This window comes from Rhizobium etli CFN 42, assembly GCF_000092045.1.
Lineage (GTDB): Bacteria > Pseudomonadota > Alphaproteobacteria > Rhizobiales > Rhizobiaceae > Rhizobium > Rhizobium etli.
Genome location: NC_007761.1, coordinates 3473087 through 3497818 on the forward strand (window position 1 = coordinate 3473087; position 24732 = coordinate 3497818).

The window sequence follows — 24732 nt, forward strand, 5'->3', positions numbered from 1 at the left end:
CTGCTTGATGCTTCGCTTTAGAGATTCCAGACTTTCGGCACAGGCGCACCATTGCGCAAGACGGAAATAACAGGGATCAGGATTTTTCTCAGCGTGAAACCGTCGGCCGCCGCAAGGCGCACGACCAGCTTGTCGCCCCAGGCGCTTGCGCCACCCATCGCTCCTTCAAGGAGGGACCTGACCCGGCCGAGATAGGCTTCCGCCAGCGGCCCGGCATAAAGCAGCGTCGCAAAGGCAACCTGCCCGCCGAGCACCGCCTGGCGCGCCGAGAGCGCCGCAACACCCTCGGAAAACCTGAGCTCCTCGGCATGGATCAGTCGGCCTGAGCGGCGGATGCGCCAGCGGTCGCGAAAGAGACCCGTGTCAACCGTTTCGCCCATCGCTTTGCGGCCGAGCAGCACGGCTTCGACGGCCAGGAATTCGGCGCTCTCGTCGAGATCGACATCGAGCCGGCGAAAGAGTGCTGCCCGGTCGAAGAGGATCGTTTCCTGCGGCAGCCAGTCGACCCGCGCCCCCGCGCCCGCTTCAATGCGGGTCGTCACCTCGGCGACGCCGGCTGACGCCTTGTAGATCTTTTCGCAGGCCTGGGTGGTGACGTCGATCTTCGTGCCGGCGCCGGCAACGACGCTCCAATCCATCCGGTCGCCGCCCGTCAGCCCGCCTGCGGTGTTGATGATGACGGCTTCCATCGAGGCGTCGAACGTATTCGGCAGGCGGATCTTCGCCGCACCCTCCTGATAGAGCTCACGGATGCGCGTACGGCCATCGAGCAGCTTTGCCGCCAGATGTCCGCGCCCCTCCGCTCTTTGCGGTCGCGTGGCTGTCGCCACAATCGTCATATCGTTCCTTTCGGTCGCGCCACCGCTTCCATTCAATCGCGCAGATTGGAAAGGAAGCAATTCCCATGCCGCCTGCGAAAACCGTCAGCCGCCACGGGAGATCGGCAAAGCATTGCGCCTCCTGCCGTAAAATGCGGCATCTGCCGGTCAGACGGTCAGATGACGGCGAGCCTCCGGCGTATCCAGCGTCTCCGCATGTCCTTCATGCACGATCTCGCCGCGATCCATGATGTAGACATAGTCGGCCAGCTCCCGGCAGAAATCGAGATATTGCTCGACGAGCAGGATCGCCATGCCTGTGGAATCGCGCAGGTAACGGATCGCCCGGCCGATATCCTTGATGATCGACGGCTGAATGCCTTCGGTCGGCTCATCGAGCACGAGTATCCTCGGGCGCGTCACCATGGCGCGCCCGATCGCCAGCTGCTGCTGCTGCCCGCCGGAGAGATCGCCGCCGCGCCGCGACAACATCGACTTCAGCACCGGGAAGAGGCTGAATATATCATCGGGGATGTTGCGGTCGCGACGGCCGAGCGGCGCAAAGCCGGTTTCGAGATTTTCTTTCACCGTCAGCAGCGGGAAGATTTCCCGCCCCTGCGGCACGTAGCCGATGCCCTGCTTGGCGCGAGCGAAGGGCGGCAGGCCGTTCAGCCTTATGTCATTGAAGGTGATGGTGCCGGCCGACAGCGGATGCTGCCCGGTCACGGCGCGCAGAAGCGAACTCTTGCCGACGCCGTTGCGCCCGAGCACGCAGGTGATCTTGCCCATCTCCGCCTTGATCGAGATGCCGCGCAGCGCTTGCGCCGCGCCATAATGCAGATTTGCGTTTTCGACTGTCAGCATTCGTTCACCCCATTCCCCATCAGTTCATCAGCGTGCGCCTCAGCGTCTGCAAGGCGTATTCCTGTTCTTTTGTTCTTTCGCCGCCGGCCGCGGCCACGTCCTCGGCAATGCCGATCAGTTGCTGACGCTCCTGCACGTCGAGCGCCTTTAGCCAGAGATCCCGGAATCGGCGGATCGGATCTTCGGGACTGGTGACGTTCTTGGACGCCCACTCGCCGAAAACCAGCACCTCTTCCATGTCGCCTGGGCGGATGATGCCTTTCATGCGATTGCGGACGACGTCTTTCGCCGCGTCGAGATGGATCGGCTTTTCCTTGGCAAGGCAGAAGAAGAAGGCCACCGCCGCAATCGCCGGATCGGCGATCGAGGCCAGTGGCGCTGCCTCGGCCTGCTTGCGCAACTTTCCGCGTTTATAGGCGCCCCGCATGCGCTCAACGGAATCGATGATCTCGCTTCCCGCCTCACGCATCATTTTCAATCGCCAGTACCAGACAGCCGCGCCGCTGATCGCCATGACCAGAATACCGAGAAAAGCCATGTTGAAACCCCGCGATAAACCCCGCTCGTTTTAGAGCTTGTTCTCTCATCGGGTTCAAGCCTGTAGTTGCATTCGTCACCGCCCCAGATAGTTCTCGATCACCTTCGGATCGGAGCTTACGAAATCGATTGAGCCCTCCGCCAGCACGGAGCCTTCGGCAAGGCATGTCACCTTGACGCCGAGATCGCGGATGAAGCCCATATCATGTTCAACGACAACGACCGAACGGGTCTTGGCGATGTCCTGGAGCAGGATCGCCGTTTCCGCCGTTTCCGCATCCGTCATGCCGGCCACCGGTTCGTCGACGAGCAGCAGCTTCGGCTCCTGCGCGAGCAGCATGCCGATCTCCAACCACTGTTTCTGCCCGTGCGAAAGATTGGCTGCCAGTTCGTCGCGGCGGTGCGTCAGCCGCACCGTTTCGAGGATTCCCTCGATGCACGCCTTATCCTCATCTGCAAGCCGGTAGAACAGCGTCGAAAAGACGGAGCGCCGGCGGTTCAGCGCCAGCTCCAGATTGTCCCAGACCGTGTGGCTTTCGAAGACCGTCGGCTTCTGAAATTTGCGGCCAATGCCGAGCTGGGCGATATCTGCTTCGTCCTTCTTGGTGAGATCGATCGTGCCGTTGAAAAACACCTGGCCCTCGTCGGGCCTTGTCTTGCCGGTGATGATATCCATCATCGTCGTCTTGCCGGCGCCGTTCGGGCCGATGATGGCGCGAAGCTCGCCCGGTTCGATGACGATCGACAGCGAATTCAGCGCCTTGAATCCATCGAAGGAAACGGAGACGCCGCTGAGATAGAGCACGCTGGTGGGTTTGACGTCAGGGATCATAGCCTTCACTCCGCTGCCTGGATTTTCGGCTCGGCGCCGTCTTCCTGCGCCGCCGGCGGCGCAGCCTCGGTAGTGCTCTGCCGCTTGGCGAAAGAGTGCGAGATCGTGCCGACGACGCCCCTTGGCAGGAACAGCGTGACGGCGACGAAGAGACCGCCGAGGGCAAACAGCCAGAACTCCGGAAAGAGGCCGGTGAAGATCGTCTTCCCGCCGTTGACGAGGATCGCCCCGATGATGGGCCCGATGAGCGTCCCTCGCCCCCCGACCGCCGTCCAGATGACGACTTCGATCGAGTTGGCAGGCGCGAATTCACCGGGATTGATGATGCCGACCTGCGGCACGTAGAGCGCCCCGGCAATGCCCGCCATCATGGCCGAGACGACGAAGGTGAAGAGCTTGAAATGCTCGACCCGGTAACCGAGGAAGCGTGTGCGGCCTTCGGCATCGCGCACGCCGACGAGCACCTTGCCGAATTTCGACCGCACGATTGCCGAGGCGATCGTCAGCGACAGGGCCACGAAGATCGCGGTCGCGGCAAAAAGGCTCGCGCGCGTGCCGTCAGCCTGGATGTTGAAACCGAGAATATCCTTGAAGTCGGTCATGCCGTTATTGCCGCCGAAGCCCATGTCGTTGCGGAAGAAGGCCAGCAACAGCGCATAGGTCATCGCCTGGGTGATGATCGAGAGGTAAACGCCGTTGACGCGCGAGCGGAAGGCGAACCAGCCGAATACGAAGGCGAGCAGGCCCGGCACGGCGAGCACCATCAGCGCCGCAAACCAGAACTGGTCGAAACCGTACCAGAACCAGGGCAGTTCCTTCCAGTTCAGGAACACCATGAAATCGGGCAGAACAGGGTCGCCGTAGACGCCGCGCGAGCCTATCTGGCGCATCAGATACATGCCCATCGCATAACCGCCGAGCGCGAAGAAGGCGCCGTGGCCGAGCGAGAGGATGCCGCAGAAACCCCAGACGAGATCGAGCGCCAGCGCCAGCAGCGCATAGGTCAGATACTTGCCGAACAGCGCCATGATGTAGGTCGGGATGTGCAGCGGGTGGCTCGGGCTGGTCGCAAGGTTCAAGATCGGCACGAGGATGGCGATCGCCAGCAGCAGCGCCACGGCGACCGAAATCCTGCGATCGAGAGACCGGAGAAGGAAAGCCGTTATCATGCTTCCACCGCCCTTCCTTTGAGTGCGAAGAGCCCGCGCGGACGCTTCTGGATGAAAAGAATGATGAGGACGAGCACCAGGATCTTCCCGAGCACGGCGCCGGCGAAGGGCTCAAGGAACTTGTTGACGACGCCGAGCGAGAGCGCGCCGACCAGCGTGCCCCAGAGGTTGCCGACGCCGCCGAAGACGACCACCATGAAGCTGTCGATGATGTAATTCTGGCCAAGGTTCGGCGAGACGTTGTCGATCTGCGAGAGCGCCACACCGGCCATGCCGGCAATGCCCGAGCCGAGCGCGAAAGTGAAAGCGTCCACCCAGCCGGTGCGGATACCCATGGAGGAGGCCATGCGCCGGTTCTGGGTGACTGCCCGCATCTGCAGGCCGAAGGCTGAGCGCTTGAGCAGCATCAGCAGCGTCAGGAAGACGGCCAGCGAGAAGACGATGATCCAGAGCCGGTTCCAGGTGATGACGAGCCCTCCGAGATCGAAGGCGCCCGACATCCAGCTCGGATTGCGGACCTCGCGATTGGTCGGGCCGAAATAGCTGCGGATCGCCTGCTGCAGGATCAGCGAAACGCCCCAGGTGGCGAGCAGCGTTTCCAGCGGCCGGCCGTAGAGATAGCGGATCACCGAACGTTCGATCACGAGGCCGACGAGGCCGGTGAAGAGGAAGGCTGCCGGCACTGCGAAGGCCAGCGAATAATCGTCGAGCGAGGGAAAGGACGAGGCGATCGTTTCCTGCACCACATAGGTCGTATAGGCGCCGATCATCACCATCTCGCCATGCGCCATGTTGATGACGCCCATAACGCCGAAGGTAATGGCAAGGCCGATCGCTGCAAGCAGCAGAACCGAGCCGAGCGACAGGCCGTACCAGACGTTCTGGACAATGTCCCAAAGCGCCAGGCTGCGGTTGATCGAATTGATTTCAGCCTCGATAGCGGGTCTCAGGTCGTCAGGCGCGGTCGCCCTAGCCATCGTCAAAATCATCAGCGCATTGCGGCCGCCGCGGGCGGCGATCGTATCGATTGCCGCCTTCTTGTCCTCGATGGCTGAGTCGCTCTTCAACATCATTACGGCGCGCGCCGCTTCCATCGTGCTCCTGATCTCGCCGTCCTTTTCGGCCGAAAGAGCCGAACTCAGCAGATCGAGATTAGCGGGATCGGCATCCTTGAGCATACCTTCGGCGGCTGCGAGCCGCGCCGAACGATCCGGGCTCAGCAGCGTCAGCTGGCTCATCATTGTGGTGATGGTGGTGCGCAGTGCATTGTTGATCTTGACCTTCGACATCGCGTCGGGATCGACATCGGCGACCGTCTCGCCGGTGATCGGATCGGAATAGGTCGGCTCGTCCTCCGTACCGCCCTGCACCAGAACGGGGCCGCCTTCGGAGTTCACGTAGAGTTGGCCGTCGCTCAGCTGCTGCAGAATTTGGCTGACGTGCGAATTTCCGGAGGCGACAAGCGCCCGGATGGCTGCATCACGCTCGGGAAAGCCGCCGGCGCCGAGCGCGTCGACGAGGATGTGCACGTCGTCCGCGGCCCGAAGCCCAGTCGCCAGTCCGGAAAGCATCAGGCAAAAAGTCAAAAGGAAAATCTTCATGGCGCGAAACATCGCTCTCTCGCCTCGATGGTCATCGGCCTTGCGGCGCAGCGGTAGGACGGAGCTTCCGCCCGGATGAAGTCCGGGCGGAAGTCTTCAGTCTGTTGACGGATCGGGTGCGTCAGGAGCCCTTGCCGCCGCACTTGCCGGTCGCGACGTTGAAGTTGCCGCAGGAGAGAGGCTTGCGCCAATCGGAGATCAGGTCCTTGGAGTCGGGCAGATAGTCAGACCACTCGTCGCCGACGACGGCAGGCGTCTGCTGCACGATTTCGAACTGGCCGTCGGCCTGAATTTCGCCGATCAGCACCGGCTTGGTGATGTGGTGGTTCGGCATGACGGTGGCATAGCCGCCGGAGAGGTTCGGAACGGTGACGCCGATGATGTTGTCGAGAACGGCGTCGGTATTGGTGGTGCCGGCGGCCTGAACGGCCTTCACCCAGGCATTGAAGCCGATATACGCGGCTTCCATCGGGTCGTTGGTCACGCGCTTGTCGTTCTTGGTGAACGCATGCCATTCCTTGATGAATTTCTTGTTGGCCGGGCTTTCCACCGACTCGAAGTAGTTCCAGGCGGCGAGATGGCCGACGAGCGGCTTCGTGTCGAGACCGGCAAGCTCTTCTTCGCCGACCGAGAAGGCGACAACCGGAATATCGGTTGCCTTGATGCCCTGGTTGCCGAGTTCCTTGTAGAAGGGCACGTTGGCATCGCCATTGATCGTGGAGACGACGGCGGTCTTCTTGCCGGCAGAACCGAACTCCTTGATCTTAGCGACTTCGGTCTGCCAATCGGAGAAGCCGAACGGCGTGTAGTTGACGAGAATGTCTTCCTTCGGGATGCCCTTGGATTCGAGATAGGCTGCCAGAATCTTGTTGGTTGTACGCGGATAGACGTAGTCGGTGCCTTCGAGCACGAAACGCTTCACGCCCTCGGTCTTCATCAGGTAGTCGACCGCCGGAATCGCCTGCTGGTTCGGCGCAGCACCGGTATAGAAGATGTTGCGCGAGGATTCTTCGCCCTCATACTGCACGGGGTAGAAAAGCAGCGAGTTCAGCTCTTCGAAAACCGGCAGGACGGATTTGCGCGAGGACGACGTCCAGCAGCCAAAGACGGCGGCGACCTTGTCCTTTTCGATCAGCTCGCGTGCCTTTTCAGCAAAGAGCGGCCAGTCGGAAGCCGGGTCGACGACGACGGCCTCGAGCTTCTTGCCGAGAAGACCGCCCTTCTTGTTCTGCTCGTCGATGAGCATCAGCATGGCGTCTTTCAGCGTGGTTTCGGAAATCGCCATCGTGCCGGAAAGCGAATGCAGCACGCCGACCTTAATCGTATCATCGGCCGCAGCCGCACCGCTGAAGGCAGCCGACGCCGCCATGACGGCGCCGATCGCGGCACTCGTAATCGTGGATTTGAGATTCATATGGTTGATCCCCTCTCTTGTTCCGCAACAGGCCGGAAACGGAGTTAACTGTTGCCGAGGGGACTATCGGGCGCTGCAGCGCAAAAACACATACGCAAAATGACGTAGGCGCAGGGGTCGAATGCGCAGGCCGGGAAAGCACGGGCATCCCCACCAGAGGGGATGCCCTGTCGGTTCGATATTAGTCGTCGATCGTCAGGGTGACTGAAGTCGAGCCATAGGATAGCGTCGCCCTGTGGCCGGAGATGGTGAATTTGCCGAAGGTGCCGGTAATGGCGGCAGCCTTCAGGATTTCGATCTTCGTTCCTGGGGCCGGCGCAAAACCATGAGCAAGCGCCACGTCAAGATCGCCGGCGAGCGTCGCCTTGCCTGCAACGACCAGCGTGCCGGCGCCATTTGCGCCGAGCGTCGGCTTCGCCGTCGCACTGGCGAGCTGCTGATAGTCGCCGCCCACGACCAGGGGCTTGTCGGCCGTCACGATGAGCGAACCGCCATTCACCGTGAGCCCGCCGGCGCCGAGGGCCAAGGGAGAGCCGGCTACCAGCACGCCCTCTTCCAGCACGGTGCCGCCGGCATAGCTGTTGGCTCCGGAAAGACCGAGAATGCCGCTACCGCGCTTCACCAGCTTACCCTTGCCGCCGATGTCGTTGCGCCAGGTGTCGATCGCATTGAAGCCGCCCTTTGCCGCATCCATCGTCACGGTCACATCTTGGTCGAAAGCGCCATAGCCATCAGCGGCGGCAAACAGATTAAGGCGGCCGTAGCCTTCCGCGTCGTCGAGAAGCGGATAGCCCGAGGCGATTTCCGTTGTGCGAAGCACCTCGCGGCGCTGCTCGCCGTCGAGATAGGGCAGACGGGTCTCGAGAAGCGCTTCGGCGCCCTGCGGCACGCGAGCTGGCTGGTCGGTCGCATGGATCGTCGGCAGCCCATAGCTCAGTCGCTGCAGCACGTAGGCGCGATTGGCGTCATGATCGGCGAAACGGTCCGCCGGAAGCGGCGCCGCATGGGCGGCGACTTCGAGCGCACCCGCATCAGCAACACCCGACTTGGCGATCAGCCATGACTGCGCCTGGGCGTAGGCAGCGCTCTTCAGCGCTGCATTGTCGGACTTGTTCAGGTTATAGACGACCGTGGCGGTGCCGAGCATGCGGCCGCCCATCACGTCGAGGGGGGAGTGCATGCCGGCAAGGATGCGGTCTTCACCCATTTCGCTGGCGCGCGCGATCATTTCGTGGAATCGCTGCGGCACCAGATAGGCCATGGCAAGCGCATCCCGCCAGGCTTCCGCCGTATGTCCGCTGGGGAAGCCACCGTCCTCGACCGGCTTGCTGCTTTTGGCGGGCTCGAGCGCCGGGACGACCGAGACGTCCGGGCTCCAGCGATAGGGACGGGCATATTTGAAATAGCGCTTGGCGGGCTCCGTCGAGCCATCGCCGCTTGCGGCGTTGATGAAGTCGATGGCGAGGCCCATGTCCGGATTGGCATCGGTCTTGTTTTCCGTATCTGCTTTGCTGCCGGCACCGCGATTGTTACCCTTGTCGTCATATTTGACCGTCGTCGCGTCGGCCGCGACCTCAGTGATCGTGGTGATCTGCTTGGAACCGGCCTTCCAGGCATCCGTCAGCGGACCGAGACCATCGACGATGCTGGCATTCTTGCCGCGCCGGTCGTCGAGATAGGCGGCAACCGCCTGCTCGGCGGTCCGCGCCCGCGTCGCCTTGACGACATAGGCGATGTTCGCATCATGGACGAGCTTGTTGACTATCTGGCCGTCGGTCTTGCTGAAGGGGATGCCGTCCCAATCCGTCTTGGCCACTGCAGGACAATTGTCCTTGGCTGCGGCTTCCACAGCGGCATCGACGAAAGGCGTGCGTGGGGTCCAGATTTCGAGGAAGCCGGAGAGAAGATGGACGGCAGCATTGGTGTCCACCGTCGAGAAGCAGGCGTCCCCGCGCTTATTGGTGTTTCCTGTTTCAGCATAAGGCGCTTTCGCGGCCGTCTGCTGCTCGGCGGCGGCAAGCGATGGCACGATCGAAATGAGGCAGACAAGAGCGGTGCTCAGGCGGCAAAATTTTGAAACAGACATGAGTGTACCCGAAATGATTGAACGAACGGCAGGAGGGTTAGAGCGCTTATGTGACAGCGCCGTTTCAAAAATATTACTGTTCTGCGAATCCGCCAGTGCTCCGCCTCTTGCCTTTCCTGTTGATCCCGCCAAAACTGCTGTGGAAACATGAGCCCAACGAGAGTGCCGGAAAGAAGGCATGACAGCGCGCCAACGCATCATTCCGGTGAGACGCGAATATAATCGCTGGGTCGCCAATCAGACGCTGGAAGATTACGCGCTGCGGTTCACCGCAAAGAGCGCCCGCCATTTTTCCTCCGAACGCATTTCGCAGACGGCGATCGGCGCGATTTCTTTCTTGGCGCTCGAAGCGATCGGCGCCGCGATCACCCTCTCCTACGGCACCACCAACGCCTTCTACGCCATCATCGTCGCCTCGATCGCCATGCTGGCGATCGGTCTGCCGATCAGCCGATACGCCATCCGCCACGGCGTCGACATCGATCTTCTGACGCGCGGCGCCGGCTTCGGCTACATCGGCTCGACCATCACCTCGCTGATCTATGCGGGCTTCACCTTCATGCTGTTTGCGATCGAGGCCTCGATCATGTCCGGGGCGCTCGAGCTCACCCTCGGCATTCCGCTTTGGATCGGCTATATCATCAGCGCCGTCATGGTGATCCCGCTGGTGACACACGGCGTGCGGCTGATCAGCAAGTTCCAGCTGATGACCCAGCCTTTCTGGATCGTGCTGAACATCCTGCCCTTCATCTTCATTGCCATCATGGACTGGGGAAAGTTCGACCTTTGGCGTGCCTTCGCCGGCATCCGGCATGCCTCCGGTCCTCCCGGCACCGTCGCACGCTTCGATCTGGTTGAGTTCGGCGCCGCCTCCGCCGTCATCCTGGCGCTGATGTCGCAGATCGGCGAACAGGCCGATTTCCTGCGCTTCCTGCCGCCGGTCTCGCAGCGCAAGTGGCGCCATCGCCTCGCCGTCTTCCTCGCCGGTCCCGGTTGGGTCATCATCGGCGCACCGAAGCTGCTTGCCGGCTCGTTCCTCGTCGTGCTGACCCTCGCCTCGGGCGTGCCTCTCGACCGTGCCGCCGATCCGGCGCAGATGTATCTGACCGCCTTCGGTTACATGGTGCCCTGGCATAACGCCGCACTGCTGCTGATGGCCGCCTTCGTCGTCGTTTCGCAGCTCAAGATCAACGTGATGAACGCCTATGCCGGCTCGCTGGCCTGGTCGAATTTCTTCTCACGGCTGACCCACAGCCATCCCGGCCGCGTCATCTGGCTTGTCTTCAATGTCGCGATCGCCCTGCTCCTAATGGAGCTCGGTATCTACCGGCTGCTGGAAGAGACGCTCGGCATCTTCTCGATCATCGCCATGGCCTGGCTCTGCACGATCTCGGCCGATCTCTTCATCAACAAGCCGCTGGGACTTGCCCCTCCCGGCATCGAGTTCAAGCGGGCCCATCTCTACGACATCAACCCGGTCGGCCTCGGCGCCATGACGCTGTCGGCGACGATATCGCTGGTCGCCCATTTCGGCACCTTCGGCGAGACAGCCGCTTCGCTCGCCCCCTATATCACCCTCGTCATAGCCCTTATCGCCACGCCGGCGCTCGCCTGGGCGACAAAGGGAAAATTCTACCTTGCCCGCAAGCCTCGCCAGAGCTGGAAGAACCAGACGAACATCACCTGTTCCGTCTGTGAGCACCCATTCGAGCCGGAGGATATGGCCTGGTGCCCGGCCTACGCCGCACCGATCTGCTCGCTCTGCTGTTCGCTCGACAGCCGCTGCCACGACATGTGCAAGCCGGCCGCGCATTTCAACGCCCAGGTCGGCACCGTCGCGAGGACGCTGCTGCCGGAGAGTATTCTGGGCAAGCTGACGACGCGCCTCGGCCGTTACGCCATCGCCGTTGCGCTGGCGCTGACCGCCATCGGCGCGATCCTGGCGATGATCGCCCATCAGGTTGCCTCCGCCTCGCCGGAAACGGCAGAGGTTGTCGATCGCACCATTCTGATCGTCTTCTTCGTCTTCTCGGTGATATCAGGCGTCGTCTGCTGGTTCTATGTGCTCGCCCATGACAGTCGCGTCGTCGCCGAGGAGGAATCCTCGCGCCAGAACACGCTGCTGCTCAGGGAAATCGCCGCCCACAAGAAAACCGATGCGGCCCTGCAGAACGCTAAGGAGACGGCCGAGGCTGCCAACCGCGCCAAGAGCCGCTATGTCGTCGGCCTCAGCCACGAACTGCGCACGCCGCTGAATGCCGTGCTCGGCTATGCCCAGATCCTCGAACGCGACGAAACGATCCCCGCGCCGCGCCAATCCTCGATCAAGGTGATCCGCCGCAGCGCCGAACATCTCTCGGGGCTGATCGACGGCCTGCTCGATATTTCCAAGATCGAGGCCGGCCGCCTGCAGGTCTATTCGAACGAGATCAACATCCAGGACTTCCTCGACCAGATCATCGAGCTGTTTCGCCCGCAGGCACAGGCAAAGGGACTTGCCTTCATCCATGAGCGGTCGCCGGCCCTGCCGCAATTCGTCCGCACCGATGAAAAGCGCCTGCGCCAGATTCTCGTCAACCTGCTCTCCAATGCCATCAAGTTCACCGACGAAGGCAGCGTCACCTTCGATGTCGCCTATCGCAGTCAGGTCGCGACCTTCACCGTCACCGATACCGGCCGCGGCATCGCCGAGAAGGACCTGACGCGTATCTACGAACCTTTCCAGCGGGGCGAGGCAGACAGCGTGCGGCCGATGCCGGGCCTCGGCCTCGGCCTCACCATCACCCGGCTTCTGACCAACACGCTTGGCGGCGAGATTGCGGTCTCGAGCGTCAAGGACGAAGGCTCGGCATTCCGTGTGCGGCTGATGCTGTCCGCCGTCATGCGCGCCGCCGCGCCGCCGCAGGAAAAACGCATCGTCAGTTACGACGGTCCACGCCGCACCATCGTCGTCGTCGACGACAATGAGGATCACCGCGAGATGATGCGCGAAATCCTGGCGCCGCTCGATTTCATCGTGCTAACGGGCGGCAGGCGGCGCCGAATGCCTGACACTGATCGACGGCATCCTGCCGGATCTCTTCCTCGTCGATATACTGATGCCCGGCATGAGCGGCTGGCAGCTCGTCTCGCGTCTGCGTGAGGCTGGCCAGACGGCACCGGTGCTGATGCTTTCGGCCAATATCGGCGATGCAACGGTTCTGAGTGACAGCGACGACAGCCACAATGATGCGATCGGCAAACCAGTCGACATCCGCCAGCTGCGCGACAAGCTCGCTTTGCATCTCGGCCTGAACTGGATCTATGCCGATGACGCGCCCGCCGCTCCTGCAAAGACCGAGGCGCAGCTGCTAAGCCCGGGTGCAGCCAATGTGCAGGAATTGCTGCGGCTCGGCGAGATCGGCTACATCAGGGGCATCGAAGCCAAGCTTTCGGACCTTGCCAAAGTGGAGGCAAATCGGCCATTCACGGAGGCTCTTCGACCCTATGTGGCCGCCTTCGATCTGACCGGCTTCATGACCTTCCTGCACGACTTCGACGAAAAGGTGGAATCCATTGGCTGAGCCGGCCCTCCCTCGCGACATCGTTCTGCTGGTCGACGACTCGCCGGAAGCGCTGGGTTTCCTGACAGATGCGCTCGAACAGTCCGGCTTCTCCGTTCTCATCGCCACCTCTGGCCCGGCAGCACTCGGCATCGTCGAGCGGATCACGCCTGATCTCATCCTGCTCGACGCCGTGATGCCCGTGATGGACGGCTTCGAGACCTGCCGCAGGCTGAAGGCAAATGTCACTGTGGCCCAGGTGCCGGTTATCTTCATGACTGGCCTGACGGAGACCGAGCATGTCGTGCACGCGCTGGAGTCCGGCGGCGTCGATTACCTCACCAAACCGATCAACATCGACGAACTGCGCGCCCGCATCCGCGTTCATCTGCGCAATGCCCGCTCGGCCCGGAGCGCCCGCGTCGCGCTGGACGCTGCCGGCCGTCATCTGCTGGCGGTCAAGGGCGACGGTGCGATCCACTGGTCGACGCCGCAGGCGACCCGGCTGGTCAATGCCGCCATGGGCAGTGACGATGGCATGGAGATCGTCGTTCGTCATATCGCCGGCTGGATGCGCGACCGCACGACAGCAGGGCGCGACGGCATCATCTCAATCACCCATGCCGGCCAGGCGGCGCTGCAGCTTGCCTTCCTCGGTTCGATCGGCCCGGATGAATATCTCTTCCGCCTCACCGCCGCCAGCCAGCGTAGCGACGACGAGATGCTGCGCCAGCGTTTTGCGCTCACCCAACGAGAATCCGAAGTGCTGCTCTGGATCGCCAAGGGCAAGGCCAACCGTGACATCGGCGAAATACTGGGTTTGTCGGCGCGCACCGTGAACAAACACCTCGAACAGATCTACGTGAAACTCGGCGTCGAAAACCGGGCGTCGGCGGCCGTGAAGGCAACGCATGTTCTGCATGAGATATGAGGGATATTGAAACGGGGCGCCACCGGCACGATGTCGGCTGCAAGCTTTCGAACAACCCGGTCCGGCACGTCCCTCGCCTCGAGAAGGCGCACCACCATTGAGATGTCCCGAAAAAGAAAGAAGCCCGGCCGGAACCGGGCTTCGATCAGATCATGTTACCGACAGGCAAGCGAAGCTTACATGCCCTGCGGGACATAGGTGTACTTGCCGTCCGCGCCCTTCTTCCATTCGTACATGATGTAGCCAGGAATCTTCGGGTCGCCCTTTTCGTCGAACGAAATGTCGCCGAGAACCGTCGGGAACGGACCCTTTTCCTTCATGGCCGTGGCAACGGCTTCAGGATCCACCGAACCGGCAGCCTTGGCGGCACCGGCAATCGCCTGCATCGCAGCGTAGGAATAGAGCGTATAGGCTTCCGGGTTGAAACCGGCGGCCTTGAACTTTTCGACCAGCTCCTTGTTCGCCGGGTTCAGCGTCGGATCGGGGCCGAAGGTGTTGAGCGTACCGGCGACAGCGTCCCCAGCGATCGAGGCCAGTTCGTTCGAAACGATACCGTCACCGGAAACCAGCGTTGCCTTCAGGCCCTGGTCTGCGGCCTGACGGATGATGAGACCGGCTTCCGTGTGCAGACCGCCCCAATAGATGATCGAGACGCCGGCTTCCTTCATCTTGGCGATGAGGGCCGAGAAGTCCTTGTCGCCGACGTTGATGCCTTCGTACATGACTTCTGTCAGGCCGGCGGCATTCATCGCCTTCTTGGTTTCGTCTGCAAGACCCTGACCGTAGGGGGTCTTGTCGTGCACGACGGCGATCTTGTCGTCCTTGAAGTGGTCGGCGAGATACTTGCCGGCGATGGCGCCCTGCTGGTCGTCACGGCCGCAGGTGCGGAACGTGTTCCAGAGGCCCCGTTCCGTGAACTTCGGGTTCGTGGCGGCCGGGGTAATTTCGAGGATGCCGTTTTCGGCATAGACTTCTGAAGCCGGGATCGAAACGCCCGAGTTGAAGTGGCCGATGACGAACTTGACGCCGTCGGCAACGAATTTATTGGCGACCGAAATGCCCTGCTTCGGGTCGGAAACGTCGTCGCCGAGCTCGATCTTGATCTGCTCGCCATTGATGCCGCCAGCAGCGTTGATGTCGGCGGCTGCCTGCTCGGCACCCTTCTGAAGCTGAGCGCCGAAAGCGGCGTTCGGGCCGGTCAGCGGGCCAGCGACAGCGATGAGGACGTCGGCCCAAGCGTTGCCGCTGAAGGCGACCATCGCCGTCAGAGCCACTGCCGACAGAAGAGACTTCTTCATATTGTTACTCCCAATTTTTGGGCGGGTTCCGGTCCAAGGCCCGGCGCATTACCCACCATTGACTGCGCCAGGAAAGCTGTTCCACTCTGAAGGCAATTCATGCCTAGTTTCAACGGACTGTCAATGTTTGTCCTTCCACGAAAACGCGGAAGTTTTTTCGTACAGCCAGTAATAGTTGTTGACCATCTGATTGGTACGGCGAAAGCGGAAGCCGGCCGTCGAGAAGACCAGCAAGGTCACGAAGTCGATGCCATAATAGAACGCGCTGAGCATCGGCCCATTGAACAGGGCGTGGTGTAGAAACTGCATCGCCCAGGCAAGGAGGAAGGTATAGACCACGGCGAGCGGATAATTGTTCCAGCCGTCCGCAACCGCCTTGCCGGCTCGCCAAGCCGTCCAGAAGCCAATCAGTACGACGAGGGCGCGAATGACAACTCGGACGCCGTCATCGCTTTCGAAGAAAAGTCCCTGCATATCAAACTCCTCCTTCGACCTAATGTCTTCCGCCTTCGAGATAGGCGGCGCGGACTTCCGGATTGGCGAGCAGTTCCTTGCCGGAGCCACTCATCGTCACCTTGCCGTTCACCATTACGTAAGCGCGGTGCGAGAGTCTCAGGGCCGCGAATGCGTTCTGCTCGACGAGGAACACCGTGAGGCCTTCCTGCTCATTGAGCTTTCGGATTGCTTCGAAAATCCCCTTAACGATCAGCGGGGCAAGGCCGAGCGAAGGTTCGTCGAGCAGCAGCAGCTTCGGGCGCGCCATCAGCGCGCGACCGATCGACAGCATCTGTTGCTCGCCGCCCGAAAGCGTGCCGCCGCGCTGGGCGTGACGTTCCTTGAGACGCGGGAAGAGCGTGAAGATCTTCTCGACGTCCTCGGCGAAATATTTGAGATTGTCGAGACCTGCGCCCATCTGGAGGTTTTCCATGACCGTCATGCGCGGGAAGATGCGACGCCCTTCCGGCGACTGCGCGATGCGCAGGCGCGCGATTTCATGGGTCGGCATACGGGTGATCTCGCGACCCTCGAAGACGATCGAGCCCTTACGGGGCTGGGGGCTGCCGCAGATCGTCATCATCAGCGTCGACTTGCCGGCGCCATTGGCGCCGATCAGACTGACGATCTCGCCCTTGTTGACCTCGACATCGATGCCGGCCAGCGCGCGGATATTGCCGTAGTAGGTTTCGACGCCGTTCACCTGAAGGAGCGGTTGACCCATTATGACTGCATCGCCCATCAGTTTGCGCCTCCTTCGAGCTGCTCGACGGTTGCGATCACCTCTTCCACTTCTTCATCCTCGACGCCGAGATAGGCCGCAATGACCTTCGGATCGTGCTTCACGTGATCCGGCGTGCCATCGGAAATCTTCTGGCCATATTCGAGGACGACGACGTGATCGGAGATTTCCATAACCACAGACATGTCATGCTCGATGAGGAGAATGGAGGTTCCGGTATCGGCGCGAATGCCCTGCAAAAGCTCGTTCAGTTTAGCAGATTCGCGCGGGTTGAGGCCTGCGGCCGGTTCGTCCAGGCAAAGCAATTCCGGGCCTGTGCACATTGCACGCGCGATCTCGAGACGGCGCTGGGCGCCATAAGGCAGATCGCCTGCCGGATCGTCGGCACGCTCGATCAGATCGGCCTTTTCAAGCCAATGACGCGCCAACTCGACGGCTGCTGCGGCTTCTCGCCGATAAGGGCCGATGCCGATGAGACCGAGAATGGTATAACCCGACGCCTGCATCAGCTTGTTGTGCTGGGCAACGAGCAGATTTTCAAGAACGGTCAGGCCGGAAAACAGCCGGATGTTCTGGAAGGTGCGCGCCACCTTGGCTTCCTTGGTGATGCGAAAGTCCGGCAGACGCTCCAGCAGGTACTGCTTGCCGCTTCTCTGATTAAGCGTGATCATCCCCATCGTCGGCTTATAGAAGCCGGTGATGCAGTTGAAGACTGTGGTCTTGCCGGCGCCGTTCGGACCGATCAACGCGGTGATGTCGCCGCGCTTGGCCTCGAAGGAGAAGTCGTTGATGGCCATCAGGCCGCCGAACTTCATTGACAGGTGCTCGACCCTGAGAAGCGTGTCGCTCGACATCGTATTGGTGACGGGGCTCATCAACCGTGGCCCTCCTTGGTGAAGCTTCCGGATACGGCCTTGCGTGTCTTGAGGAAGGCGGTTGGTTCACGCGATCCGACAAAACCGCGCGGTTTGAACAGCATGACGACCACCATTGCGAGACCGAAGAGCAGCATGCGGTAGAGTTCCGGCGTGAAGTCGGGCCCGAAGACTGCTTTCAGAAAATCCATTTCGCGCAACGCTTCGGTACCGCCCACCATGACGATCGCGGCGATCGCAATGCCGGTCAGTGAACCCATGCCGCCGAGAACGACGATGGCGAGAACGACGGCCGATTCCAGGAAGATGAAGGATTCGGGCGAGACGAAGCCCTGGCGAGCGGCGAAGAACGAGCCCGCGAAGCCACCGAACATGGCTCCCGTCGCGAACGCCGTCAGCTTGGTCGTCACCGTGTTGATGCCGAGCGAACGGCAAGCTATCTCGTCTTCACGCAGTGCTTCCCAGGCACGCCCGATCGGCATGCGCCGCAGGCGGATGGTGACGTAGGCCGTCAGCATGCACAGCGCCAGGATCAGGTAGAAGAGGAAAATCTTGTAGTAGGCGGAAGACATCGACAGGTGAAAGAGCTTGGCAAAGCCGCCGGCCGTCGCATCAAATGGAATGCCGAAGAGCGTCGCCTTCGGAATGCTTGAGATGCCGAAGGTTCCTCTGGTCACGTCGGTCCAGTTGATCAGGACGAGGCGGATGATCTCACCGAAGGCGAGCGTGACGATGGCGAGATAGTCGCCGCGCAGACGCAGCACCGGGAAGCCGAGAATGAGGCCCCAGAGCGCTGCGAGGATACCGGAAAGCGGCAGCAGCACCCAGAAGGACAGGCCGAAATAGCTGGACAGCAGGGCGTAGGAATAGGCGCCAACCGCATAGAAGGCGACATAGCCGAGATCAAGAAGGCCCGCGAGGCCGACGACAATGTTCAGCCCCCAAGCGAGCATCACGTAGATCAGGATCTGGATGCCGAAATTGTCGACCCATTTCAGGGAGCCCTGAGCGCCGACGAGCGCCACGATCACCATGGGATAAAGCAGCAACGCAATCAATGCGATCTTCAGGAAATGCCGATGGAAGAAGCTCTTTTCAGTCGAGATGTCGAGATCGCCTTCCCGCGCCTTGCGGAGTTTTCGGCGGTCGATATTCGGCTTGATGAAAACGACCATCGCGAAACGACCGATCGCGGCAATAGCGACAAAGATCGCCAGCAGTCCCCACCGCTGGACGATGATCAGCTCGTTGTTGATGTTCTGATCGGTTTTCAGGCCGACATAGAGAACGAACATGCCGAGGGAGAGAACGGCGGCGAAAAGGGCTTCGATAAGACCTTTGCGGACAAGTCCGGCATCGGGCTTGCCTGCAGAATTCTCGATGTTTGCCATGACGTTATACCTTCTCGACTTCCGGCCGTCCGAGGATGCCCGTCGGCTTGAAGATCAGCACGAAAGCGAGGATGGCGAAGGTCGCCACATCCTTATACGCGATGGTGAAATAGGCTGACCACAGCGACTCGATCAGGCCGATCATCAGCCCGCCGAGAACGGCGCCCGGCAACGAGCCGATGCCGCCGAGAACGGCTGCGGTAAATGCCTTCACACCCGGCGTGAAACCATCGGCGAACGAAGCGACGCCATAATACATCAGATACATCGTCCCGGCGACGGCGGCCAGCGCCGCCCCCATGACGAAAGTGATCGAGATCGTCTGGTCGACATTGACCCCGAGCAGCGCCGCCATCTTGCGATCCTGCTCCGTGGCGCGCTGCGCGCGGCCAAGCGCGGTATGATTGACGATATACCAGAAGACCGTCAGCAGCACCACCGTGATCAGGATGATGATGATCTGCTTCAGCGACACCGAGATGTTGCCGAACTGGTAAACCGAGCTCACCATCGGCGGGATCGGCTTGTTGCGCGGCCCCTGCGTCACCTGAATGAAGTTGGACAGCACGATCGACATGCCAATCGCGGTGATCAACGGCGCCAGGCGGAATGAACCGCGCAAAGGACGGTATGCGACACGCTCGATCGTCCAATTCCACAAACTCGTCATCAACATCGCGACGACAAGCATCGCCAGCAGCAAAATTGCCACGGGGAGACCTGCGAAGATGGATGTGAGGACGAGGAAGACGATAAGAGCGGCGAAACCACCGAGCATGAAAATGTCGCCATGGGCGAAGTTGATCATGCCGATAATACCATAAACCATCGTATAGCCGATAGCCACGAGGCCATAGATGGATCCGAGCGTCAGCCCATTGAAGAGCTGCTGGACGAAATACTCCATATGTCGTTTTCCCCTGGATGCGAGCCGAAGATGCTGCATCTCTTTTTGGTTATTCGGTTCCCCGTTTAAGGAACCTCATAGGCCGCATGCATAGCGGTTTCGTTGAAAATGTGAAGACAAAAAGGGTTTACTCCAGCAGAATCTTGTTCGAACAGGCCTAAATGGCGCATTTTGAACCAAAATCCACAGAAAATGGGCAAAGACAGAGCCATTTTTAGCCAAAACCTGCTGCCGTCTTAACCATCCGGCAAGAGCGCCTTCGATTTGCTGCGTCGCTTCCCGCGTAAGCTATTCCACAAGGCTGGAAGAAAGCGCAATTTCAACCCTTGAGCCCGTAGTTTTTGCGAATGGTATTTCACAGGTAAATGCCGCCATCCTCGCCTGACAGCTGCGGAAACTCATGGTAGTATCTTCAATCTGCGTTATCGGGGGTGCGGGGCGCGCCGAGAACCACCATATCGATATCTGGTGCGACAGGGATGGTTGACGACGGGCGACAGCGAGCGCTCGTCACGCGGCGAACGGCAAAAGGACAATGCTGACGACATTTGAAAAGGCAGCGCTCGAAGCCGGTAAGGCCATCATCGCGGTTTTGCGCGAAGGCTTTCCCATTGCCATGAAGGCGGACGCAAGCCCGGTTACGGTTGCCGACGAGGAGGCCGAACGCATCATCCTCGCCCATCTCTCCAGGGATTATCCCGATATACCCATCGTGGCAGAAGAGTCGGTTGCCGCCGGAAACGTGCCCGACATCAGCGGCCGAAGCTTCTTCCTGGTCGACCCTCTCGACGGCACCCGTGAATTCGTCGACGGACGGCAGGAATTCACCGTCAACATCGCCTATATCGAGAACGGCGCCCCAGTCGCCGGCATCGTCTACGCGCCGGCCCTCGGGCTCGCCTTCTCGGGGGAGCGCAGCCGTGCCGAAAGGCTTGAGGTCACCGAGAACTTCACCATCGGGGCACGCACAGCAATTGCCGTGCGCGAGCAGTTGGACGATCGGCTTGCACTTGCAAGCCTTCGTCACAACAGCCCGGAGACGGGAACCTTCCTCGCCGATCACGCGATCTCCAGATGCACCAATATCGGCTCCTCGCTGAAGTTCTGCCTGCTGGCCGAAGGCAAGGCCGACGTCTATCCACGCTTCACCCGCACGATGGAATGGGACACCGCGGCCGGCGACGCAGTGCTGCGCGCTGCCGGGGGATCGACGGTGACGCTCGACGGGGCGCTGCTGACCTATGGCAAGACGGGGACGGCGGCCGATTTCGACTTTGCCAATCCGAACTTCATCTCCTGGGGCGGCAGGAAACGCGTCCTCGAACCGGCGTGACCATCCGCGGGCATTCGCAAATGCCGTGACGGCGCGACCCGCTCATTATGATGTTCTGCGCCTGCCGCGCCTGAGGCGCACAAGACCCTGACAGAAACCGGAAGGGGTCGCGTGATTCCGGGCTGGGCACACCCCTCCATCCCTCACAGTTATGAACGCTGTCGATTCGGCCTTGATTTTGTCATATTCTGACACAGTTTGAGGACGGCCGAACATATCCGGCAAAAAAGTTCACGTTGGAATTCGTTAAAAATGCCGGCTGCCAAACCGCGGTCGCGTGTCGAAACAACACGAGGATAGCTCCATGGAAGCCCTCGCCAAAGGCCTAGAAACCTTGACGAAATTGCAATTATTAACGAAATATCATGAGCTTGCCTCAACTTAACGCAAGTGCGAAAGATTTATTGCGATGCGATATTTCTCTGGACACCATTACACAATTGTCGCATTTTTCCGTTTTAGTAGGGTTACCAACACCTGAGTGCAGCCCTGGTCACAGGGCAAACCATTGATCGCCTATTGCCGCCGCGCCCCTCGAAGACAACAGAGTACGATCGTTGAGCATCACGGAATTAAACAACACCATTTCGACTGATTCCTTCCGCCCGAGCCGCCAGCAGCCGAGCCTGAAGATTCAGACCCCCGTCATCCATAGCGATGCCTCCCAGGCGCCGTGGGTGGATCTCGCCCTGAAGCGGGCGTTCGACATAGTTTCATCGTTGAGCGCCCTCCTCGTCCTCGCCCCTTTCCTTCTCCTCGTCGCCCTGCTGATCAAGCTCGACAGCCCAGGACCGGTGCTGTTCAAGCAGACCCGTTGGGGTAAGAACTGCAAGGCCATCAAGGTCTACAAGTTCCGTTCCATGCGCACCGATCTCTGCGATGTCTCGGGCGTTGCCCAGACGGTGAAGAACGACCCGCGCATCACCCGCATCGGCGCTATTCTGCGCCGCACTAACATCGACGAACTGCCACAGCTGTTGAACGTGCTGTTGGGCGACATGTCGGTCGTCGGTCCCCGCTGCCATGCAATCGGCATGCGCGCCGGCGGCGTTCTCTATGAAGAGCTCGTGCCGGAATATCACCAGCGCCACGCGATGCGTCCCGGCATGACCGGTCTCGCCCAGATGCGTGGCCTGCGCGGTCCGACCGATCGTCCCGCCAAGGCGCGCGCCCGTATCGCCTGCGATCTTTATTATGTCGGGAATTTCTCGATTTGGATGGATATGCGCATCATCGCCGGAACCGTCGTATCCGAATTGACCGGCGGAAAAGGCTTCTAAGCTTTCTGTGAGAAAGGCCCGGCTGCCTCAGGGCGGCCGGTGCGGTTCTGGCGACCGCCTGCGTGCGGTTGACCATATATGGCGCATACATCGCGCTCTTTAACGACGAGAGATCGAGAATGATCGCAATCTCATCGCTGCTCCTGCGTTTCGCCGACAGCGCAGCTCTTCGATCTGGCGCCGGGTAGACGTTTCCGGCGAGCCATTTTCGATTGCTGTTGCGTGAGAGCTGATCCAGAAGCTCACGCAGCCATAGCGCATTGCCACAGAATGCTCCCGTGCCGACCTGGCTGCCCGAGTAGCGAAAATGTATTGTTTCAGGTCAGTGTCGTGCAATGCGAAGGCGAAGCCGTTCTTCGGGCCGAACACCTGGACGAGCGTGCCGCGGCGGCAATTTTCCTGATCGGAAACACCGCCCGCAATCGATCCCTCCTTACAGAAGATCGGCGGAACCGTCCGCTTCATCGCCGTCAGCGGTTTGATGCCAAAGAAAAGATCGACGTGCTCGTGAGAGCCGGCGGGATTCTGCTTCGCTCGTTCACCGGCCACTCCGGGCGTCTAAATTTGTTATCAAAGTCTTACGTTGGGCTTAGGCAATTTTTAAATGTGGCAGGCTAGAGTGGCGCTCGTGGTCTTGCGTTGTGTAGAGAGTCCAATGACCGAAATGATACGTCCCCGAGTGAAATATGTCATCGGCCCCGATGGCAGCCCCCTGACCATCGCGGACCTTCCGCCGCCCAATACACGGCGCTGGGTGATCCGCCGCAAGGCAGAGGTTGTCGCGGCTGTTCGCGGTGGCCTGTTGAGCTTGGAAGAGGCCTGCGAGCGTTACACGCTCACGGTCGAAGAGTTCCTTTCATGGCAGTCGTCGATCAACAGCCATGGCCTCGCCGGCCTGCGCACCACGCGCATCCAGCAATATCGCCACTGATCGCGCCCCATCTCGCCATTTATTTCGGGCCGGACGCATCTCCCATCAGGGAGTGAAGAAGGCCCGAAATTATTGACGAGGCGGCGTAGCACCAGAGGCCGGGCTGCGTGAAGGCATCCGCCAACCCCGTTGTCTTCGCCGCAGCAATGACGATCGCGACCAGCAGCACGTCCATCATTGACCACTTGGACAGATGCGGCACGACGCGACAATAGAACAGGCTCCCGGCCCCGCTGCCGGCAGCCGTCGCTTCCGCCGCAATTCCGATCATCTTTAGAAACGGAAGCACGATCGAGACCAGCGCGACGATCGCCGCCAGCAGCCCATCTCCGCCTTGCCAGAGCGAGACGACGATTTCGATGAGCGAAGGGGTCTGATCGAAGAAATACAGCGTCTCGAAACGGACCAGCGGCAAGATCAGGCCGAGCGCCAGGAGGAAAGGCGCGGCCACGAGAAGAGCGGGGCGGAGGATCGAAAGCGCGCTCATTGCCCCAAAACCTCGCGCCGATCCGACATTTTTCATGAACACTGCGTCTCCCTTAGGAACTGTTCCACCGGCTTGGCACGACCGCGCCACCGTGTCACCGTCGGCTGCGATAAATATCTGTGTACGAGGAAAGACGATGGATATCCGAAATGAGGAAGGCGCATCCGGCGGCCGTTATGCCGTGGACGTCGAGGGGCACGAGGCGGAGATGACCTATTCGCGCACCTCGCCGAAGCTCGTCATCATCGATCACACGGCGGTTCCCGATGCCCTGCGCGGCAAGGGTGTCGGCCAGGCATTGGCGCTGCACGCGGTGGAATCGGCTCGCGCTGGCGGTTGGAAGATCATTCCGCTCTGCCCGTTCTTCAAGGCGCAGGCGCAACGTCATCCGGAATGGCAGGATATCGTGAACTGATTCGCGACGCCTGAAGCGGTCGCCGCGTGGAGCGGCGGCGTGCGGACGCAACACGCGGGAAACACCAAAAGCCATGTATGACGGACGACATGCCCATCATACATGGCTTCTCTGTGGCGATTCCCCGGGCGCCGACGCCGGCGCCCGCATTTCCGTTTAGGCCCTGGCAGCGCGGGCGCCGCTGTCACGTTCTTCCAGCGCCGTCGCCCTTGCATATTCCGCCTGCATTTCCTCAAGCGCCAGTTCCAGCGCCTCTTCCTGCATCTTCAGTTCCTTGATTGAAACCTGCAGGTTGTCGGCCCGCTGACGCGCGGCCTTGGCGAAGGTCGGATAAGCAAAGTGATTCGGGTCGGATATACCGGACTTCTTTTCCTCGACGACGATCTGGCTCTCCAGATCTTTCGTCATCCGTTCGAATTCGGACATCATCATCTGCAATTGCTGCAATTGACGTCGTTTTTCGTTCACCTGAAACTCTTTCAGGCGAACGAGACTTTCTCGCGACTTCATACGCATAACTCCCGTGATGCGAGACCCCGGCTCAACTTGAAACCGCCCTGCGCGCCGCTTTGACACGGTTTGCTAAAAAATTTCCTGCGATATTAACAAAAACCTACCGCTGGTAACCTTTCGTTTACGGGCATCGTTAATGATAGGCCCGATGATTTAAGGGTCGGTAAATGCCATGGCATGAAGTTCGAACCTTTTCATTGGCGAGTCGGATGAATCACTTAGCGCCGTTTCCTAAAGTTAACGTTGAGGAACGCCTTTTTGAGATTCCTAT

General features: G+C 60.6%; 22 protein-coding genes and 1 pseudogene. 6 read left to right on the forward strand and 17 right to left on the reverse strand.

Annotated features, from left to right (window positions below; genetic code table 11):
• Positions 1–17: 17 nt before the first annotated feature.
• From RHE_RS16935 to RHE_RS16970, 8 genes are all read right to left on the reverse strand, one after another.
• Positions 18–839, reverse strand: a complete 822-nt coding sequence (locus RHE_RS16935) for an urease accessory protein UreD (protein ID WP_042118949.1) — start codon at positions 837–839, stop codon at positions 18–20.
• Positions 840–986: 147 nt separating this feature from the next.
• Positions 987–1682, reverse strand: coding sequence for an urea ABC transporter ATP-binding subunit UrtE (gene urtE / locus RHE_RS16940; protein ID WP_011426546.1), 696 nt, complete (start codon positions 1680–1682; stop codon positions 987–989).
• A 19-nt stretch (positions 1683–1701) separates the two neighbouring features.
• Positions 1702–2220, reverse strand: coding sequence for a hypothetical protein (locus tag RHE_RS16945; RefSeq protein WP_011426547.1), 519 nt, complete (start codon positions 2218–2220; stop codon positions 1702–1704).
• A gap of 75 nt (positions 2221–2295) precedes the next feature.
• On the reverse strand, positions 2296–3051 hold the full coding sequence (gene urtD, locus RHE_RS16950; protein ID WP_011426548.1) for an urea ABC transporter ATP-binding protein UrtD: 756 nt from the start codon (positions 3049–3051) through the stop codon (positions 2296–2298).
• A gap of 5 nt (positions 3052–3056) precedes the next feature.
• Positions 3057–4220 (reverse strand): urea ABC transporter permease subunit UrtC, encoded by a 1164-nt coding sequence (gene urtC, locus RHE_RS16955; protein WP_011426549.1) that lies wholly within the window; start codon positions 4218–4220, stop codon positions 3057–3059.
• Positions 4217–5833 carry an urea ABC transporter permease subunit UrtB gene (gene urtB, locus RHE_RS16960; RefSeq protein ID WP_011426550.1) on the reverse strand — a complete coding sequence of 539 codons (1617 nt, stop codon included), beginning with the start codon at positions 5831–5833 and terminating at the stop codon, positions 4217–4219. Before urtB ends, urtC begins: the two co-directional genes overlap by 4 nt.
• Positions 5834–5942: 109 nt before the next feature.
• Positions 5943–7235: an urea ABC transporter substrate-binding protein gene (urtA, locus tag RHE_RS16965; RefSeq protein WP_011426551.1), complete on the reverse strand. Its 1293-nt coding sequence runs from the start codon at positions 7233–7235 to the stop codon at positions 5943–5945.
• Positions 7236–7416: 181 nt separating this feature from the next.
• Complete coding sequence (locus RHE_RS16970) at positions 7417–9321, reverse strand: acid phosphatase (RefSeq protein ID WP_042118950.1); 1905 nt, start codon at positions 9319–9321, stop codon at positions 7417–7419.
• A gap of 178 nt (positions 9322–9499) precedes the next feature.
• On the opposite strand from RHE_RS16970, the pseudogene RHE_RS16975 reads away from it, so the two are divergent.
• A pseudogene (locus RHE_RS16975) lies at positions 9500–12884 on the forward strand (hybrid sensor histidine kinase/response regulator).
• Entirely contained in the window at positions 12877–13794 is a 918-nt protein-coding gene (locus RHE_RS16980; RefSeq protein WP_011426553.1) for a response regulator, read from the forward strand. The pseudogene RHE_RS16975 and the gene RHE_RS16980 overlap by 8 nt, the downstream one beginning before the upstream one ends.
• 176 nt (positions 13795–13970) lie before the next feature.
• Here the strand turns inward: RHE_RS16980 and RHE_RS16985 are convergent, their stop codons facing one another.
• From RHE_RS16985 to RHE_RS17010, 6 genes are all read right to left on the reverse strand, one after another.
• Positions 13971–15092 (reverse strand): branched-chain amino acid ABC transporter substrate-binding protein, encoded by a 1122-nt coding sequence (locus RHE_RS16985; protein WP_011426554.1) that lies wholly within the window; start codon positions 15090–15092, stop codon positions 13971–13973.
• A gap of 120 nt (positions 15093–15212) precedes the next feature.
• Positions 15213–15566 carry a DUF6867 family protein gene (locus RHE_RS16990; protein WP_011426555.1) on the reverse strand — a complete coding sequence of 118 codons (354 nt, stop codon included), beginning with the start codon at positions 15564–15566 and terminating at the stop codon, positions 15213–15215.
• Positions 15567–15585: 19 nt separating this feature from the next.
• Positions 15586–16329: an ABC transporter ATP-binding protein gene (locus RHE_RS16995; RefSeq protein ID WP_011426556.1), complete on the reverse strand. Its 744-nt coding sequence runs from the start codon at positions 16327–16329 to the stop codon at positions 15586–15588.
• Positions 16329–17204, reverse strand: a complete 876-nt coding sequence (locus tag RHE_RS17000) for an ABC transporter ATP-binding protein (protein WP_011426557.1) — start codon at positions 17202–17204, stop codon at positions 16329–16331. Before RHE_RS17000 ends, RHE_RS16995 begins: the two co-directional genes overlap by 1 nt.
• Positions 17204–18595: a high-affinity branched-chain amino acid ABC transporter permease LivM gene (livM, locus tag RHE_RS17005; protein WP_011426558.1), complete on the reverse strand. Its 1392-nt coding sequence runs from the start codon at positions 18593–18595 to the stop codon at positions 17204–17206. Before livM ends, RHE_RS17000 begins: the two co-directional genes overlap by 1 nt.
• A 4-nt stretch (positions 18596–18599) precedes the next feature.
• Entirely contained in the window at positions 18600–19502 is a 903-nt protein-coding gene (locus RHE_RS17010; RefSeq protein ID WP_011426559.1) for a branched-chain amino acid ABC transporter permease, read from the reverse strand.
• 535 nt (positions 19503–20037) lie between these two features.
• Between RHE_RS17010 and cysQ the strand changes: the two genes are divergently transcribed.
• On the forward strand, positions 20038–20835 hold the full coding sequence (gene cysQ / locus RHE_RS17015) for a 3'(2'),5'-bisphosphate nucleotidase CysQ (RefSeq protein WP_011426560.1): 798 nt from the start codon (positions 20038–20040) through the stop codon (positions 20833–20835).
• Positions 20836–21392: 557 nt separating this feature from the next.
• Complete coding sequence (locus tag RHE_RS17020; protein WP_020922107.1) at positions 21393–22115, forward strand: sugar transferase; 723 nt, start codon at positions 21393–21395, stop codon at positions 22113–22115.
• 99 nt (positions 22116–22214) lie between these two features.
• Here the strand turns inward: RHE_RS17020 and RHE_RS17025 are convergent, their stop codons facing one another.
• A complete protein-coding gene (locus RHE_RS17025; RefSeq protein ID WP_011426562.1) occupies positions 22215–22664 on the reverse strand; it encodes a hypothetical protein in 450 nt (149 codons plus the stop codon).
• A 106-nt stretch (positions 22665–22770) separates the two neighbouring features.
• Between RHE_RS17025 and sciP the strand changes: the two genes are divergently transcribed.
• Positions 22771–23046 carry a CtrA inhibitor SciP gene (gene sciP, locus RHE_RS17030; RefSeq protein WP_007533628.1) on the forward strand — a complete coding sequence of 92 codons (276 nt, stop codon included), beginning with the start codon at positions 22771–22773 and terminating at the stop codon, positions 23044–23046.
• Between the two features lie 19 nt (positions 23047–23065).
• Here sciP and RHE_RS17035 read toward each other — a convergent pair whose 3' ends face one another.
• Positions 23066–23533, reverse strand: a complete 468-nt coding sequence (locus tag RHE_RS17035; RefSeq protein ID WP_042118954.1) for a paraquat-inducible protein A — start codon at positions 23531–23533, stop codon at positions 23066–23068.
• A 136-nt stretch (positions 23534–23669) separates the two neighbouring features.
• On the opposite strand from RHE_RS17035, the gene RHE_RS17040 reads away from it, so the two are divergent.
• A complete protein-coding gene (locus tag RHE_RS17040; protein ID WP_041678741.1) occupies positions 23670–23948 on the forward strand; it encodes a GNAT family N-acetyltransferase in 279 nt (92 codons plus the stop codon).
• 156 nt (positions 23949–24104) lie between these two features.
• Here the strand turns inward: RHE_RS17040 and RHE_RS17045 are convergent, their stop codons facing one another.
• Complete coding sequence (locus RHE_RS17045) at positions 24105–24458, reverse strand: hypothetical protein (protein WP_011426566.1); 354 nt, start codon at positions 24456–24458, stop codon at positions 24105–24107.
• Positions 24459–24732: the final 274 nt, after the last annotated feature.

Coding starts and splice junctions, on each gene's coding strand:
- RHE_RS16985 (WP_011426554.1), bottom strand. CDS start 15,092: ATGAAGAAGTCTCTTCTGTCGGCAGTGGCTCTGACGGCGATGGTCGCC.
- RHE_RS17035 (WP_042118954.1), bottom strand. CDS start 23,533: ATGAGCGCGCTTTCGATCCTCCGCCCCGCTCTTCTCGTGGCCGCGCCT.
- RHE_RS17045 (WP_011426566.1), bottom strand. CDS start 24,458: ATGAAGTCGCGAGAAAGTCTCGTTCGCCTGAAAGAGTTTCAGGTGAAC.
- cysQ (WP_011426560.1), top strand. CDS start 20,038: ATGCTGACGACATTTGAAAAGGCAGCGCTCGAAGCCGGTAAGGCCATC.
- RHE_RS16995 (WP_011426556.1), bottom strand. CDS start 16,329: ATGGGCGATGCAGTCATAATGGGTCAACCGCTCCTTCAGGTGAACGGC.
- RHE_RS16945 (WP_011426547.1), bottom strand. CDS start 2,220: ATGGCTTTTCTCGGTATTCTGGTCATGGCGATCAGCGGCGCGGCTGTC.
- RHE_RS16935 (WP_042118949.1), bottom strand. CDS start 839: ATGACGATTGTGGCGACAGCCACGCGACCGCAAAGAGCGGAGGGGCGC.
- urtE (WP_011426546.1), bottom strand. CDS start 1,682: ATGCTGACAGTCGAAAACGCAAATCTGCATTATGGCGCGGCGCAAGCG.
- livM (WP_011426558.1), bottom strand. CDS start 18,595: ATGGCAAACATCGAGAATTCTGCAGGCAAGCCCGATGCCGGACTTGTC.
- RHE_RS17040 (WP_041678741.1), top strand. CDS start 23,670: ATGGATATCCGAAATGAGGAAGGCGCATCCGGCGGCCGTTATGCCGTG.
- urtC (WP_011426549.1), bottom strand. CDS start 4,220: ATGATAACGGCTTTCCTTCTCCGGTCTCTCGATCGCAGGATTTCGGTC.
- sciP (WP_007533628.1), top strand. CDS start 22,771: ATGACCGAAATGATACGTCCCCGAGTGAAATATGTCATCGGCCCCGAT.
- urtA (WP_011426551.1), bottom strand. CDS start 7,235: ATGAATCTCAAATCCACGATTACGAGTGCCGCGATCGGCGCCGTCATG.
- urtB (WP_011426550.1), bottom strand. CDS start 5,833: ATGTTTCGCGCCATGAAGATTTTCCTTTTGACTTTTTGCCTGATGCTT.
- urtD (WP_011426548.1), bottom strand. CDS start 3,051: ATGATCCCTGACGTCAAACCCACCAGCGTGCTCTATCTCAGCGGCGTC.
- RHE_RS17010 (WP_011426559.1), bottom strand. CDS start 19,502: ATGGAGTATTTCGTCCAGCAGCTCTTCAATGGGCTGACGCTCGGATCC.
- RHE_RS17000 (WP_011426557.1), bottom strand. CDS start 17,204: ATGAGCCCCGTCACCAATACGATGTCGAGCGACACGCTTCTCAGGGTC.
- RHE_RS16970 (WP_042118950.1), bottom strand. CDS start 9,321: ATGTCTGTTTCAAAATTTTGCCGCCTGAGCACCGCTCTTGTCTGCCTC.
- RHE_RS16990 (WP_011426555.1), bottom strand. CDS start 15,566: ATGCAGGGACTTTTCTTCGAAAGCGATGACGGCGTCCGAGTTGTCATT.